Consider the following 14832-nt stretch of genomic DNA (forward strand, 5'->3'; position numbering starts at 1 on the left):
CCAGCCTCAGTTAAGCCGCGCCGGGCGCACAACGCGCCAGTCGGGCTTGCCGAGATTGTGCGGCCATGGGTGCACGTCCTTGTCGTTGAAATAGACGACCTCTTCCAGCTTGGGAAAATCCGCCTGTTTCAGCGTCACGTCGTTCATCCATGGACGGACGTAGGAATCGCCGCCTTCATAACCCAGTTCAGCAACCCAGACCGGTTTATTGAAGGTTTCGACAAGCCCATAGCCCTTGCGCAGGAGATCGGTGAACTTCTGCGGCCCGCCATATTCGATCTTGTCATAGTCCTCTAGACCGAAGACCGAGAGACCGACCAGGTCCGCGTAATTGTCACCAGGATAGTAAGCGCGCAGACCGTCGAGACCTTTCGGCGACCACATCACCTTGACGCCGGGGACCGCCTTGCGGGTCATGTCCACCATGCGTTTGTAGGCCGTGATATAGTCCTGCGGGTTCCAGCCCGACCACGAGAAGCGGCCGGATGTGTCTTCCATTTCCTGTCCCCAACGCAGGATCAGCGGGCTCTTCATTGCGGACATGCGTGCGGCGATCGCCTGCATGTTCTTGTCGTAGTCGCCTCCCATCACCTTGCGACGCAACTCGTCGGAGGTGAGCCGCCAGTTGACGTCCCATGACCAGGGTTCGACCGTGATCAACACATTACGCTTGCGCTCCAGAGCATAGGCATCTGCGAGCGCGAGGCTGTCGAGATCCACGTCCTCCCAGGGCAGGAACAGATGTTCCGTCGCCACCCCGGTCTGGCCGGTGAAATCGCCGTGCGGATCGTAGGCGCCGAAGCGTATACCATCCGCGTGCAATGTCGGACGTTTGTCGGCAAGCGTCTTCATGCCCGCGGAGCCCATGGGCGCGACCCCCTGGGCATCCAGTTTGAATATGGGGTACATGCTGGCTGAAGCAGCAACAGCAGCCCCGCTTGCAAAGAGCAGTCTTCTTCTTGTTATTTGCATGACACTTTCCTCCTACCTCGTCGCAGTCATCGCCTTGCCATAGGCGGCGATTTGCGGGGTGACGTCGTCCTTGCGGACAAGTTTCAGGAATTCATCTCCGGGCCGTGGCGGATTATGCCGGAAGACGTACCAGGGGCCGCCCTGCTTGCGCTGGTAAAGCACCTGACCGATGCGACCGTGGTCGAAACACGTGTCGGCCTTGCCGTTTCCGGCATCGGTTTTCCAGGTAGCGCGCATGCACAGCGTACCTTTGGCATCGACAGTCCAGCGGCCTTCACCGACGGCCTTCTTGCCTTTCTCTTCAGTCAGGGCGATGAACTTGCGGCCATCGGCGATGAAGCGTCCGCCACCAGTCTCCCATTTCCAGGTCTTGTCGTAATACATATCTACGACTTCGCTGGTCCGGAGCGGTTTCGGCGTCTTCGTGCCGCCCGCGGCGTGGACGGCACTTGGCGCGATCACCGCAAGGCAGAGTACGAAAGCGGAGAACCCGCATTTGCTTATTGTTGTTCTCATCACAGCCTCCTCCTTCTATTGTCCGACCCTATTGTCGGCCAGCATGATTTCTCCGGTTGTCATGACCGGCGGCGGCACCGTGGGCTCCGCCTGCATGTTTCGAATTCCGGGCAATCCCGGCAGTACGATGCGCAGTTTCAGACGCACCGATCTCGCTCCCTCCACGCCAGCACCGGCCACGGTGAACCGCGTTTCGGTGAAGCTGACATAGGGTTGCCCGTGCGACAGGGCCTCCAGCCCACCAATCGCATGGGAGCTGAGTTCCGCGGCACTACCTGCCACAAGCAGCAACGAACAGGCGGCAACCGTCGCCCCACCGCGCAATGCCGGCAGCCGTGGCAAGCCGTTTTCCATGGTGTGTCGGACGAGAAGAAAAACCGAAAGGCCCGCGTAGATCGCCACATTGATCGCGGCGAAGACGAAGAAACCTTCCGCAGCGTTTTCACGCGGCGCCAGCACCATTGCGAGAAGGCTTAGTGCCGCCAGAACCATGTAAGGCGCGATTACGCGCAGCGGCAGCGGCGGTTTTGCCTGCGTGCCCTTGGGTGTAATGCGAAAGTCGACGAAATCACCACGGATCGTATCGCGTATCGCCGCAAGCACACCCATCAACGACCAGGGCCAGCGCAGGAACAGAAACACGATGGCTTCCCACCCGAAGAGTTTCGCATCATGCGGGCGAAAGGCCCCCGTGGCCCGCCAGAAAAAGGCGAACACGATCATGATGAATGAAATCGGCAGGAAATGCGCCAGAAACACTGGATAGGAGGCATTGACGAGTACCTGGCCGCTCAACAGTGCAAAAGCGGGAAGCACGAACATCAGTGCCATGAAGCCGGAAAACAGGGGATACCAGAGCTGTGAAAACAGGAACTGGAATTTCAACCGCAAGGGAAGCTTCGGCACGTAATGCCGCGAATATTGCAAGAGGATGGTCATCAGACTGCGTGACCACTGGAATTCCTGCACCACGAGATCGGTAAAAGTCACCGGCCCGTCGCCATGCGCTATTGCGTTGACAGCGTGGACGCCGCGCCAGCCGCCCGCGTTCATCAAAAGCGTGGTGGAATGGTCCTCGGCAAGCTCGGGTCCCAGACCGCCCACCTCACGCAGGGCTTTGGTGCGCACGGCATAATGCGAGCCGATACAAAGCGGCGCCCAGCTGTTGTTGTAACCCAGCTGCAGGGCGCCGTGCAGGCTTGCCTCGGCATAAAGCCTGCCACGCGCAGCCCAGCTTTCCTTTGCATTGGCATCGCAGATGCTTGGTGCGGAGACATATCCAACCGCCGGATCGGCGAAAGGACGGATGATTTCACTCAGATAGTCCGGTTCCGGAACGTGATCGGCGTCGAATTGCGCGACGAAATCATAACGCTCATACCCGTAATGATCGTAGAAATAAGCGAGATTGCCTTCCTTGCAACGGGTGCGGCGAGGCCATGTCTTGCGGTGATAATCGACGACACCCTTCCGCGTCGAAACGAAAACACCGTGCGCGCCGCACCATTTCAACGTTTGCGCATCCGGGTCCTCATCCGCAAGCCACACGTCGAATTCCAGGCCCTTCTGCTCCAGCATGGCCTGCAGCGTCTTTTGTACTACGGTAAAAGGCTCCGACGGCGCCTTGGTTACAACCATCGCCACCCTGCCTTGCGGCAGAGGAGAGCGCCGGTCAACGACCCTGGCGTTCAGGAAGATGAAGATGAAATAGGACGGCAGAAGCGTGATCCACGCGAGTGTTACCGTAACGATCGTAAAATACGGCCAGTCGATGACCCGATCCCGGTCCAGCCACCAGATCCAGAAATAGGCAAGCGTCACCAGCCAACCGCCAATGCCGAGACGATAGGCCATGCGGTTCCAGCCGGTGAAGACGGGCAGCATTGGCAATTGGCCCGCGACGGGACGCGATGATGGTACGGAAGGGGTAGAGCGAGCTTTCATGACAGCACCTCCAGCCCGAAGCCGGGACCAGCCGTGCGGATGATGGTGTCTATATCGGAGCGCTTCGGCGCAAAGCCGAGGGTCGCCCTCGCTCTTTCTATATCAGCGAACAGGGCGGGCGGATCACCGGCGCGCCTTGCGCCGAAATGCACCGGCACTTCCTGTCCCGTGACGCGATGGATCGCGCGGATGATATCCCCGACCGATGTGCCGTGGCCGGAGCCGAGATTGACACGCAGGGTCTCGCCGCCATCGGCAAGATAGTTGACGGCGGCCACATGGGCATCAGCCAGATCGCTGACATGGATGTAGTCGCGGATACAGGTGCCGTCGCTGGTGTCGTAATCCTGGCCGAATACATCAAGTTGCGGTAACCGCGAGGCGGCAGCCATCAGTGCCCGGGGGATCAGATGGGTTTCCGGCTCGTGGCGTTCGTAAAGTTCGCCATCCGGGTCGGCACCCGCCGCATTGAAGTAGCGCAGAGCGACGAAACGCATGCCATAGGCGGCAGCGTAATCATCGAGCGCCATTTCGAAAATCAGCTTCGTACGACCGTACGGATTGACCGGCATCTGAGCCGTTTCCTCGCGGATCGGTAATTGCGGTGGCACGCCATAGGTGGCGCAGCTGGAGGAAAATACCAGACCGCCGATATTCTGGTCGAGACAGGCATCCAGAAGCGCCAGACTGCCCCCGACATTGTTGCGGTAATATTTGCGCGGATCCTCGACGGATTCGCCGACATAGGCATTTGCGGCGCAATGGATGACGAAGGCTGGCGAGAACTCCTTGAGCGTGGCCTTCAAGAGACCACGATCCAGAATGTCGCCTTCAATGAAGGGACCCCAGCGAACTGAATCCGCGTGACCCGTCGAGAGATTATCGTAAGCAATGGGCTTGAAGCCGGAATGCGCCAGCGCCTTGCAGATGTGGCTGCCTATGAATCCGGCCCCGCCCGTGACGAGGATTGTACGGGACATCTCATACGGCCTCCGCAACCTTCTTGCCGGCCAGTAGCGCATCGAAATAGACGATGGTTTTCTCCAGACCGGTTTCGAGCGGTACGCGCGGTTGCCATCTGAGCATTTCCTTGGCACGCGAAATATCGGGACGGCGCTGCTGCGGATCATCGATCGCAGCGGGCAGATGCACGATGCGCGAGCGGGAATTCGTCATGCGGATGACGATATCGGCCAGCTGCCGCACCGGAATTTCGCTAGGGTTGCCGAGATTGATCGGTCCGCTGCAATCCTTCGGCTTGGCTGAAAAACGCAGGAACCCGTCGATCAGATCATCGACGTAGCAGAAGGAGCGCGTCTGGCTGCCGTCGCCATAAATGGTGATGTCCGACCCCTTCAGCGCCTGGACGATGAAGTTGGAGACCACCCGCCCGTCATCGGGGCGCATGCGCGGCCCATAGGTGTTGAAGATGCGCCCAACCTTGATATCGACGCCATAAAAGCGGTGATAATCGAAAAAAAGCGTTTCGGCGCTGCGCTTGCCCTCATCGTAGCAGGCTCGCGGCCCGATTGTATTTACGTTGCCGAAATAGCTTTCCGGCTGCGGATTGACGAGCGGGTCGCCATAGACTTCCGATGTCGAGGATTGCACCACGGTTGCACCGCATCTGCGAGCGACTTCGAGAACGTTGACCGCGCCGAGCACATTGGTAAGCAGGGTGCCGACTGGATCACGCTGGTAGTCCGGCGGCGAGGCCGGCGACGCGAAGTTGAAGATCAGCGAGACGTCGATGTCATAGGGCTTGCGGACATCATGCTCGACCATCAAAAACCGCTTGTTGGCTTGCAAATGCTCAACATTCACGGTCCGTCCAGTCGAAAGATCGTCGAGACAGATCACCTCATGACCGCAAGCCAACAGACGTTCGCAAAGATGGGAGCCAAGGAAACCAGCCCCGCCGTTGACCAGAACGCGCTGGCCTGGCCGCCACTCGGAATAGATTGTAGCGCCGTTGTCATGGTCGTTGGGAACGAAATTACGCATTACACACTCCTCCCAATGAGGAACCAGCCCGGCTGATTCGACTTGAACTAGATCAAACTTCAGATTGCATGATATTTCGAATGTCACCTCCGGTTTTTATTTCTTCTGGAGGTTTTAATATTTGGATTCGATATATTTCAACTTTTATGATAGGCGCGTCACAAAACAGGTCAACTTTATTTTATCGAAATATTACAATTGATTACCCCGAATTACTCGTATTAATCACTCGATTTAATACTTTTTAACTACGCCTCCATTATGCCTTTCTTATTGAGCATTAGCGCAAGCTTCGCTCAACCAGTCGGGACTATTCTGGTTTTGTAAGGCTCGGTCCACCGGGGCAAAACCACCCGGCGAGATGCGACAGCTAGTCGATTTCAGGGGACATACATCATGAATGAAATGCCTTATTCCCATAACAGCAAAGCGGCCCGCCGCTGTCGTTTTGCACTTGTTGCCGCCGCACTTGCGACGTTCACTTTCGCAACGGCCTCGTGCTCCGTCGTTGAAGATGCCGTTCTGATCAAGACCGCATCTGCTAATACGGCGACGATCAAGAGCCGGGTTGCTCCAGCCAAGGCGTCCTACGGCTATGACAAGACAGGCAACGCAGCCGTCACGCTTGTTGCCGATACTTACGACACACCGACGATATCGCCGCGGCATTCCTATTCCGGTTCTTCTCCCTATATCTGCTCACCGAGCGGATTTGGTCAGAAGTCCCGCTGTTTCCTGAGGCCCTGAGCCTCAGGCATAACCTCTGCTTGAAACTGGCGTCATTGCGGCATCAGGCCCGCCAGATGTTCAGTTTCTCCAGCCGGAGATAGCCGCGTCGTCGTCCTTGTGAAAGAAGCGCGACGCTGCCTCCGTTCGGTTGCGCACATTCATCTTCTTGTAGATGTTGCGAACGTGCACCTTCACGGTATTCTCGGACAGGTGAAGCCGGTCGGCGATAATCTTGTTTTGCGTTCCCTTGCAAAGCAGGTCGAGGATCTGCACCTCGCGCGTCGTCAGCGCCGCCATTTCACTCTTGCTGACGGCAAGAGCGTCGGCGCGGTTGGCGATCACGGCGTTGCTTTGAACGCTTTTGCCGTTCACGGCCTGGGAATAGGGGGTGAGCTTGCCAAGAAGGGCAGCGGGAAAATGCTCCCCGCCCTTCATGAGGAGATCAACCGCCGCCATGAAAACGTCGAGCCGCAGATTAAGCGGCAGCACGCCATCGATGATACGCATCCCCACCAGTTGCTTCAGCGGCTCCTCAAACTTGTCGATGGTTTCGACGACAAGTGCAATTGGGGCATCCGGATGCTTTTCGCGGACTGCCGAAAGAACGCTATGAAGCCGCTCGCCCGACATGCGGTACGGCAGGACCAGCCGGACATTGGCGCCATAGTCATCGTCGATCGTTGCCGACGACATCACGCTCATCACAGCGAATGTAGGGAACTTTTTGCCCAGCGCCTCCACGAGGCACTCGGAAAACAGGTCCGGATCCGCGATGATCAATAAAGTTCCATTTACAGGCGCAACGGCTCCACTTTGTTTTGCCGCATAATCTGAAGTTCCCATGAACATCGACGTCTCCCCTAAAGCGCTACGCATTACGTTCTTTTTGGTTGTGTGCTCTGTCATTCGCCGGGATACCCCTAGAAACAAATGGGGCAACTCCCGCTTCACGGCATGTCAACTATCATTAATTACCCGTTAATTAAGGAGGCTAATACGAAAAGCTGTGCAAAGAAATGGCCCAAATGGGTTATTTCTTGCAATTGACGTACAAAATTGGTTACGCCCGTAATGAATCGTTGAGCCCGGAACCAGTGTAAAAACAAACACATCGGAAAAGCTTTCGCTCCGGTTTTGCAATCCGGGAAAATATAACTTTTGGTTGATATCCCTTTACATACCTGCCCGGCAAACGAGCTTCCGGAATGTGCCATTTCGGGATAGGGACCCTTCTCACCGCCATTGACTATATTTTTAGAAAAAGCAGCTTTTCCCGGCCTGAGCGCGATTATTTGCGTCTGAACCGGCTGCAAATCTCCATGTGACCGCCTTCCGACATATATATTGGTGGTAAGGGTGCCGATATGTTTAGCCCGAATTGATAGCTAGGAAGCGCGATTTTTCTGCTGCACAGTCTGACCGTCGCTGCAAACAGTGACCGATGGAAAGACAACCCTGGCCTTTGACGTGTGTTTGCAAACGCCGGTTCCTTTTCAAGACATAACGAAAGCAAAAAGACGAAGCCACCGCGCTCCCAACGGAGCGAGGAACGGATTTGTGCGCCTTAATACCGAGTAGCGCACAAGGGCTGAACGAGAAGAGCCCGGTTACGGGCCGATGCCAAGCCGCAGATGAGACGTACCGAGTGCATCTGCAGAACATCAATCTTTGTGCAACGCGGAGCAAGCGCGAAAAAATCCCGTTTTAGATGAGAGGGATTTCGAAAGCTGCTCCGAGCTTTTTCGGAGGAAATCGACATGGGTTACAATCCACAGCCTGCGGGCGACGACATCACCAAGATTGGCGCGCTTTCGGAGGGTTTCGCCAACACCTCGACCAATGACGCAAAGGTGGACGACAGCAACGTCGGCACCGCAAACGGTGAAAACCGCAACAACGACAACAGCGACAACAGCACCAATGTGGATGTTGACGCCAAAATCGACGTTGCAGTGGGCAACGGCGACAATCGCGACAACGACTATGACTGGAGCTATGACAGCAAGTCTTACAGCGACAACGATACGACCGTAAAGACGAGCACCGAAACCAGCACCGAAATCAAGACCGATTACGACTGGAGCTATGAAAGCAAGTCGTACAGCGACAACGACACCAACGTGAAGACGGTCACGGATACGGACACCAAGACCTTCTCCTATTCCGACGACGACACGACAACAACAACAACGACGACTTCCGACAGCTTCAACTCCGCTGACAGTTTCTACAAGTCGGATGACGACTTCGGCAACATCGCCGGCGTCAAGGATGTCGGCAATCTCGGTATCGCTGGCGGAGACCTCACCTTTAACCTCGGTGACGACTTCTCCTTCACACTTGATGTCGACAATATCCTCAACAGCTCGCTCAACGGCGAAGGCAACGACACGGGCTTCAGCCTTGTGCAGGCCAACCACCTGGCGGATCAGGATCAAGCCTGGGATGTCAGGATGGACAATGGTGGTGCCCAGAACCACCTGAGCGCGAATGCCGGCGACGCCTTTGGCGCAGAAGGCATGGACGGCAAGGGATGGGACCTCAAGGCTGGCGACGACGCTGCGGGTACCAGCACTGCAGATGCATCGGCTATCCTTGCAAACTCCGGCTTCCATCTGGAACTGGTGCAGGGCGCCAACATGCTCTCCAATGCCGTTGATGTCTCGGTCACAGGCGGTAACTCGCATGTTTCCGATACCGGCGAGGACAGCGGCTCCTGACGAGTACCTCTCTATGAAAAAAGCTGCACCGGCATTCGCCGGTGCAGTTTGCGGTTGAAGGACCGGGTTTGCGCGAAGACGAAGCACCGCCTCTTGGACGTGTGCCGCCCGCCGCCCAGGCTCTGCCGCGATGATCAGGGAGGGACCTGCAATGCAAATCGACAGAATTTCAGACATGATTGCGCATTTCATCGGCCTGTTCGACACGGTGATCGAGGAAGCGCGTCTAAGAAGCAACTATGCAGAAGGCACGGCACACGCGAACCAAGACCGGTTGTCGGATGATGACGCGGCAAGACTGCTAGACAAGAACTACGACTTGCAGCTTCAGGATTACGATCCCGGCGTTAAATATCGCGCCGGCTATTACGACTTCGACTATCTGCAACCGCATTTCGCTCGCATGGTCGAACACGACATGCAGCAGCTTGCAAATGCGATACCGGTCGATATGTCAGCCGCGCATTTCCGTTTTCCGGGCAGTGTCTCCTTTGAGCAAGAACGCGAACTGGTGGTGCACACCGGCCCTGGCTCCGTTATCGCCCATGTCACGCAGGTCAACATTCTTCAGGACGACGACTATCTGAACATGACGGACGGCCCCAATGTGGCGCGCGACACCAGTTTCGTGACCCAGCGCACCGTCGAGTTCTATAACGAAGCAGCCGTCTTCACGCCCTTTTCCGTTTTCCAGCGCACCGACAGCTACGACGCGTTACAGGCGCTCGCCAAATCAGCACATGATTATATCGGCCATGCACGCGAAAATGACGTGACGTCCCTTGGAACCGGCGCTGAACAGGATTTCGTTCTCGCCGGCAATGACATCAACGGCCTCTACATCAATGGCTCCATGGCAAGCGAAAAGCCAACACTCGACGACTTCATGCCGGATCGTGGCATTGCCAAGCCCGCTGAAGAGCCGGAAAAGAGCGATGTTTCGCTGCATGAGGATAGCCCCGCCGGAAACAGCCTCGATGTGGCTGCCGGCGCAAATGTCGTCGCCAACATAGCAACGCTGGTCAATACTGCCGTCATGGCCTCCGTCACCACCGTCATGGGCGATTATCACCAGATCGACGCAATCACCCAGGCCTATGTCTATAGCGACCGCGATGAGGTCGATTCCGTTTTCACGCAGTCCGAAGACCATGACGCAACCGCCGCATACAATATTGCGACCTTCTCACGCAGTGTCTATCCGGGTGCGGAAAGCGCCGACAGCAGCCACGATAGTGGTGAAACGCCAATATTTCCCACCGCCTGGCGTGTCAGCGTCCTCGAGGGAGACGTGTCCTTCGTCCACTGGATCGAGCAGTACCAGTTCATCAGCGACAACGACACACTGACGGTTACCTCTTCGGGTGCCAGCGTCAGCTTGCTGAGCGGTGGCAACGCTGCCCTAAACATCGCCAATTTCCTCGGCATCGGCATGCAGTACGATCTGGTCATCGTCGGCGGCAATGTGCTGGACATGAACCTCATCAGCCAGATCGCCGTGCTTTACGACAATGACTGGATCCGCGCCAACCCCGACGCGCCTGAGGGCGCCACCGTTCAGTCCGGCAACAACCTGTTGTGGAACGACGCCAGCATCCACAATGTCGGTAGCAACGACCGTTTCGAAACTATGCCGGACTACATGGCGCAGACGGTGAAAGCGATTAACGAGCGTGATCCGAACATGCCGGACGCGCTTGCCCACGATGCCAATTTTGCGGGCTATCAGGGGATCAACGTCCTTTACATCACTGGCAATCTTTATGACGTCAGCATCATCAAACAGGTGAGCGTGCTGGGCGATTCCGACTATGTGACGCAGGCAGCCGCAAAGATTCTCGAAAACAACGAGAACGTCACGATCCATATCGATACCGGCAGCAACGCCGTCATCAATCTCGCGCAGATTATCGATTACGACAGCTTCGGTTCCACCACCTACGTCGCAGGCGGGCTTTATTCGGATGCTATCCTGATACAGGGCGGCATCATCGAAAACGATGCGTCGCAACCGGGTCACCAAGGCCAGCAGCTGGCAAACGAAGTGATCGCGTTTCTGCACGACGATCCCGCCACCATTCAGAATGAATCCGATGGCGTCATCAACGCCGGTCACGACATGTCGTGGTCGAGCGCGCATTCATCCGACGTCATGCAGGCGGTCACTGCATAGGTTTTGACGGGCGGGGAGAAACGCCCGCCGCCAAAGCCGCAGAAACCGCGAGATCACCGAGGGGATTAATAAAAAAATGGATCATATTTCAAGAAAAACCATTACCGCCGGGCACTCGCTGGACTTGCCGCTGGATCAGGATGCGGAAGACAGCAAGCTGACTGATGCCTGCATTTCGGCCATAAACGAGGCCGTCGAAAACCTGCGCCATCTGTCCGGCGCGGAACCGACCGCGAAAGCAGCCCCGCCCTCCCCTGAGATCACACCGCCCCGGCCGCTTCCGCAACATTCCCCATACGCCGAACAACCGCAAATGCGTGACGTTCCGCAGGAAAGGCCAGTGCCGCCGCAGCAAGACCGGCGCCCCGCCTCACCGCCGGAGCCAGAAGCAAAGGTGGACAATACTGAGCTGAAAAGCGCACCCGACCTGCCCTTCGTCAAGACAATCGACAATAATGACGGGCCCATCCGTGAAAACGAGCGCCGTCCGGTGACGGGCGGCGGCGGCAACGGCAAGGAGCCGACGGAGAATGGCGGTGGTGGCGGAGGCGGCGGCGGAAGCCAGAGCGGCTTCCACAAGCGCAGTGAACCCGTCAATTTCGCCGCCAGCCTCGCCAAGGGCATCGCCGCGATACGGCGCAACATGGCGATCGTGATGCTGTTCACCATCGCCATCAACGTTCTGCTGCTTGCCATCCCGCTCTATCTGTTCCAAATCTCGGACCGGGTACTGACAAGCCGCTCCATGGATACCCTCGTCATGCTGACGGTCGCCGTTCTCGGCGCGGTTCTGTTGCAAGCCTTCATGGACGCCATCCGGCGCTTCATCCTGATGCGCACCGCTGTCGAGCTTGAAGTGCAGCTTGGAGCGCCGATCCTGTCGGCAGCGGCCCGTGCCTCCCTGCATGGCAGCGGCAAGGACTACCAGATCCTGCAGGACCTGCAGCAGCTGCGTTCCTTCATTACCTCCGGCACCCTGATCGCCTTTCTCGATGCGCCGTTGATGCCCCTCTTCATCGTGGTGGTCTATCTTGTACATCCGCATCTCGGCATCATCATCATGGTCTGCTGCGCGGTGCTGTTCATCATAGCCTGGCTGAACCAGCGCTTCACCGCCAGACAGTTCGCGGAAGCCTCCGGTTATCTGAGCCGCGCCAATTTCCATCTTGATTCCATGTCGCGCAACTCGCAGATCATCAATGCCATGGCGATGATCCCAGAGGCCGTGAAGATGTGGGGTCGTGAAACAGCCGGATCGCTGAAGTCGCATGTGGCGGCGCAGGATCGCAACATCATGTTCTCAGGTGTTTCCAAAGCAGCCCGCATGATCACGCAGGTCGCACTTCTGGGTTGGGGCGCGCATCTGTCTCTCGCAGGCGAATTGACCGGCGGCATGGTGATCGCAGCATCCATCATTTCCGGCCGCGCGCTTGCACCGATCGAAGGGGCGATCGAGGGCTGGCATCAGTTCAACAAATCTGCAGCCTCCTATAGCCGTATCAAGCAGCTTCTCATCACCTCACCGCTCAATTTCCCGCGTCTGCGCCTGCCCAATCCGGAAGGGCGCCTGGATGTGGAACGTATCCTTTTCGTGCCGCCGCCGCAGAAGAAGGTGATCTTGAACGGCATTTCCTTTTCGCTGAAGAAAGGGGAATCCCTTGCCATCATCGGCAATTCCGGTTCCGGCAAGACGACGCTTGGCAAGATGCTGGTCGGCTCCATCCTTCCCACTTCCGGCAATGTCCGCCTTGACCTCATGGACCTGCGCAACTGGGACCAGCGGCAATTCGGTGAAAGCATCGGTTATCTGCCCCAGGACGTGCAGCTGTTTCCCGGCACCATCAAGGCCAATATCTGTCGCATGCGTGACGATGTTGAAGACCGGCAGATCTACGAGGCGGCTGTGCTCGCTGACGTACACGAGCTGATCGCCGGTTTCCCGCAGGGTTACGAAACCGTGGTTGCCGCCGATGGCGCACCGCTTTCGGGCGGCCAGAAGCAGCGCATCGCGCTTGCCCGCGCCTTCTTCGGTGATCCCAAATTCGTGGTTCTGGACGAACCAAACTCCAACCTTGATACGCAGGGCGAACAGGCGCTGGCAAAAGCCATTCTGCACGCCAAGAAACAGGGCATCACCACCGTCACCATCACCCAGCGACCCGCACTTCTTCAGTGCGTCGACAAGATAATGGTGCTGAAGGACGGATCGGTCGCCATGTTCGGCGAACGGATGGACGTACTGAAGGCTATTTCCGGCAATGGCCGGCAAAGTAGCCAGTCTCCGCAGATCGAGGGTTGAGGATCGTCATGTTCAAGAAAAAAACCGCCGTCGCCGTCGCAGAGGTAAAACCCCAGGGCCAGCTTGAGTGGTACAGCGAAGTGCCACGTTCCATTCGCCTCCACAGTTCAATCGGTCTTGCCGTGCTGCTCGCTTCCTTTGGCGGTTTCGGGTACTGGGCCGGCACTGCACCGCTCTCCGCCGCCATCATTGCCCAGGGCAGCTTTGTCGCCACAGGCAACAACAAGGTCGTGCAGCATCTGGAGGGCGGCATCATCAAGGAAATGATGGTCAGCGAAGGCGACACCGTCAAGGAAGGCGACGTGCTTCTGACGCTCGACAAGACGACGGCGCTCGCCAACGAGCGCATGTTCCAGCTAAGACGCCTTCGCCTCGAAACCATCGTCACGCGCCTGCGCGCCGAGGCACAGGGCCAAAAAAGCTTCAAGGTGCCTGACATCGTCATGAAGGAAGCCAGCGATCCTGATATCAAATCCATCATCCAGAGCCAGAACATCGTGTTCCACAGCAAGATCGTGAAGCTCGACGAGCAGCTGAATCTCATCGAAAAGAACATCAAGTCGCTGGAGTTTCGCTATACGGGCTATGAGGGGCAGAAGCAGTCCTTCGACCGCCAGCTGGCACTTCTGACCCAGGAGCGTGATTCCAAGGAAAGGCTTGCCAAGGACGGTGTCATCCGCAAGACTGACATGCTGGCGCTGGAGCGCGCCATTGCCGATGCCATGGGCGATATCGCCCGACTGACCGGCGAGATGAACCAGAGCGAGGCTGAAATCGCCAAGTTCAAGCAGGAAGCGGTCATTGCCATCAACGCCAACAAGCAGGCTGCTCTCGACGCGCTCGAAACCGCAGAAGCCGATCTGGACAGCGTGCGCGAGCAAGTGCGCGGTGCCGCCGAAGTGCTGGAACGCACCGTCATCCGCTCCCCGGTCAACGGTACCGTGGTGCGCGCCTATTACCACACGGCAGGCGGCGTCATCACCACCGGCAAGCCAATCATGGAAATCCTGCCCGCCCACGTTCCCCTGATCCTTGAGGCGCAGGTTCTGAGAACCTCCATCGACCAGTTGCATGAAGGCCAGACGGCAGCGATCCGCCTTTCGGCACTGAACCGCCGCACCACGCCTGTTCTGAACGGTAAGGTCTTTTACGTCTCCGCCGATAGCATCGAGGAAAATGCAGGCCTGCAGGTTAAGGACGTCTATATCGTGCGCGTGCAGGTTTCAGACGAGGAGATCGCGAAGGTCCATAATTTCCATCCCGTTCCCGGCATGCCGGCGGATGTCCTGATCCAGACTTCGGAGCGAACCTTCTTCGAATATCTGACCAAGCCTATATCCGACAGCATGTCCCGAGCATTCAAGGAAAGATGAAGAAATACCGCTTTTCCAGGAAGGTTGGATGGCGGTTTTGCGTCTGGAAAATGCGGAACGCAGAAGGACCTACACTGTCAATCCCGTCCAGATCGGCATAGA

Annotated in this window: 11 protein-coding genes; 5 read left to right on the top strand and 6 right to left on the bottom strand. The window is 57.3% G+C overall.

What is annotated here, in order from left to right:
* Nucleotides 1–6: 6 nt before the first annotated feature.
* The 5 genes from T18_RS09530 to T18_RS09550 are packed head-to-tail and all read right to left on the bottom strand — an operon-like array spanning nucleotide 7 to nucleotide 5436.
* Nucleotides 7–972 carry a glycoside hydrolase family 26 protein gene (locus tag T18_RS09530; RefSeq protein ID WP_038494064.1) on the bottom strand — a complete coding sequence of 322 codons (966 nt, stop codon included), beginning with the start codon at nucleotides 970–972 and terminating at the stop codon, nucleotides 7–9.
* A gap of 12 nt (nucleotides 973–984) precedes the next feature.
* Nucleotides 985–1488 (bottom strand): DUF995 domain-containing protein, encoded by a 504-nt coding sequence (locus T18_RS09535; protein ID WP_003510879.1) that lies wholly within the window; start codon nucleotides 1486–1488, stop codon nucleotides 985–987.
* A 15-nt stretch (nucleotides 1489–1503) separates the two neighbouring features.
* Entirely contained in the window at nucleotides 1504–3432 is a 1929-nt protein-coding gene (locus T18_RS09540; RefSeq protein ID WP_038494067.1) for a glycosyltransferase family 2 protein, read from the bottom strand.
* Nucleotides 3429–4412 carry a UDP-glucose 4-epimerase GalE gene (gene galE / locus T18_RS09545; RefSeq protein WP_003510883.1) on the bottom strand — a complete coding sequence of 328 codons (984 nt, stop codon included), beginning with the start codon at nucleotides 4410–4412 and terminating at the stop codon, nucleotides 3429–3431. The genes T18_RS09540 and galE overlap by 4 nt, the downstream gene beginning before the upstream one ends.
* Nucleotide 4413: 1 nt before the next feature.
* The gene (locus tag T18_RS09550; protein ID WP_003510890.1) at nucleotides 4414–5436 is read right to left on the bottom strand and encodes a UDP-glucuronic acid decarboxylase family protein; all 1023 of its coding nucleotides are present in this window, start codon (nucleotides 5434–5436) and stop codon (nucleotides 4414–4416) included.
* Between the two features lie 396 nt (nucleotides 5437–5832).
* Here T18_RS09550 and T18_RS09555 point away from each other — a divergent pair, with 396 nt between their 5' ends.
* On the top strand, nucleotides 5833–6183 hold the full coding sequence (locus tag T18_RS09555) for a hypothetical protein (RefSeq protein WP_013761572.1): 351 nt from the start codon (nucleotides 5833–5835) through the stop codon (nucleotides 6181–6183).
* Between the two features lie 60 nt (nucleotides 6184–6243).
* Here the strand turns inward: T18_RS09555 and T18_RS09560 are convergent, their stop codons facing one another.
* Nucleotides 6244–7014 carry a helix-turn-helix domain-containing protein gene (locus T18_RS09560; RefSeq protein WP_038494070.1) on the bottom strand — a complete coding sequence of 257 codons (771 nt, stop codon included), beginning with the start codon at nucleotides 7012–7014 and terminating at the stop codon, nucleotides 6244–6246.
* 908 nt (nucleotides 7015–7922) lie between these two features.
* Between T18_RS09560 and T18_RS09565 the strand changes: the two genes are divergently transcribed.
* The 4 genes from T18_RS09565 (at nucleotide 7923) to T18_RS09580 (ending at nucleotide 14730) form a co-directional block, all read left to right on the top strand.
* Entirely contained in the window at nucleotides 7923–8885 is a 963-nt protein-coding gene (locus tag T18_RS09565; RefSeq protein ID WP_035199459.1) for a hypothetical protein, read from the top strand.
* Between the two features lie 151 nt (nucleotides 8886–9036).
* Entirely contained in the window at nucleotides 9037–11058 is a 2022-nt protein-coding gene (locus T18_RS09570) for a hypothetical protein (protein ID WP_038494074.1), read from the top strand.
* A gap of 76 nt (nucleotides 11059–11134) precedes the next feature.
* The gene (locus T18_RS09575; protein ID WP_038494079.1) at nucleotides 11135–13357 is read left to right on the top strand and encodes a type I secretion system permease/ATPase; all 2223 of its coding nucleotides are present in this window, start codon (nucleotides 11135–11137) and stop codon (nucleotides 13355–13357) included.
* 8 nt (nucleotides 13358–13365) lie between these two features.
* The gene (locus T18_RS09580; RefSeq protein ID WP_038494081.1) at nucleotides 13366–14730 is read left to right on the top strand and encodes an HlyD family type I secretion periplasmic adaptor subunit; all 1365 of its coding nucleotides are present in this window, start codon (nucleotides 13366–13368) and stop codon (nucleotides 14728–14730) included.
* Nucleotides 14731–14832: the final 102 nt, after the last annotated feature.

This window comes from Rhizobium sp. TBD182 (genome assembly GCF_001950375.1).
Classification (GTDB): Bacteria; Pseudomonadota; Alphaproteobacteria; order Rhizobiales; family Rhizobiaceae; genus Agrobacterium; species Agrobacterium tumefaciens.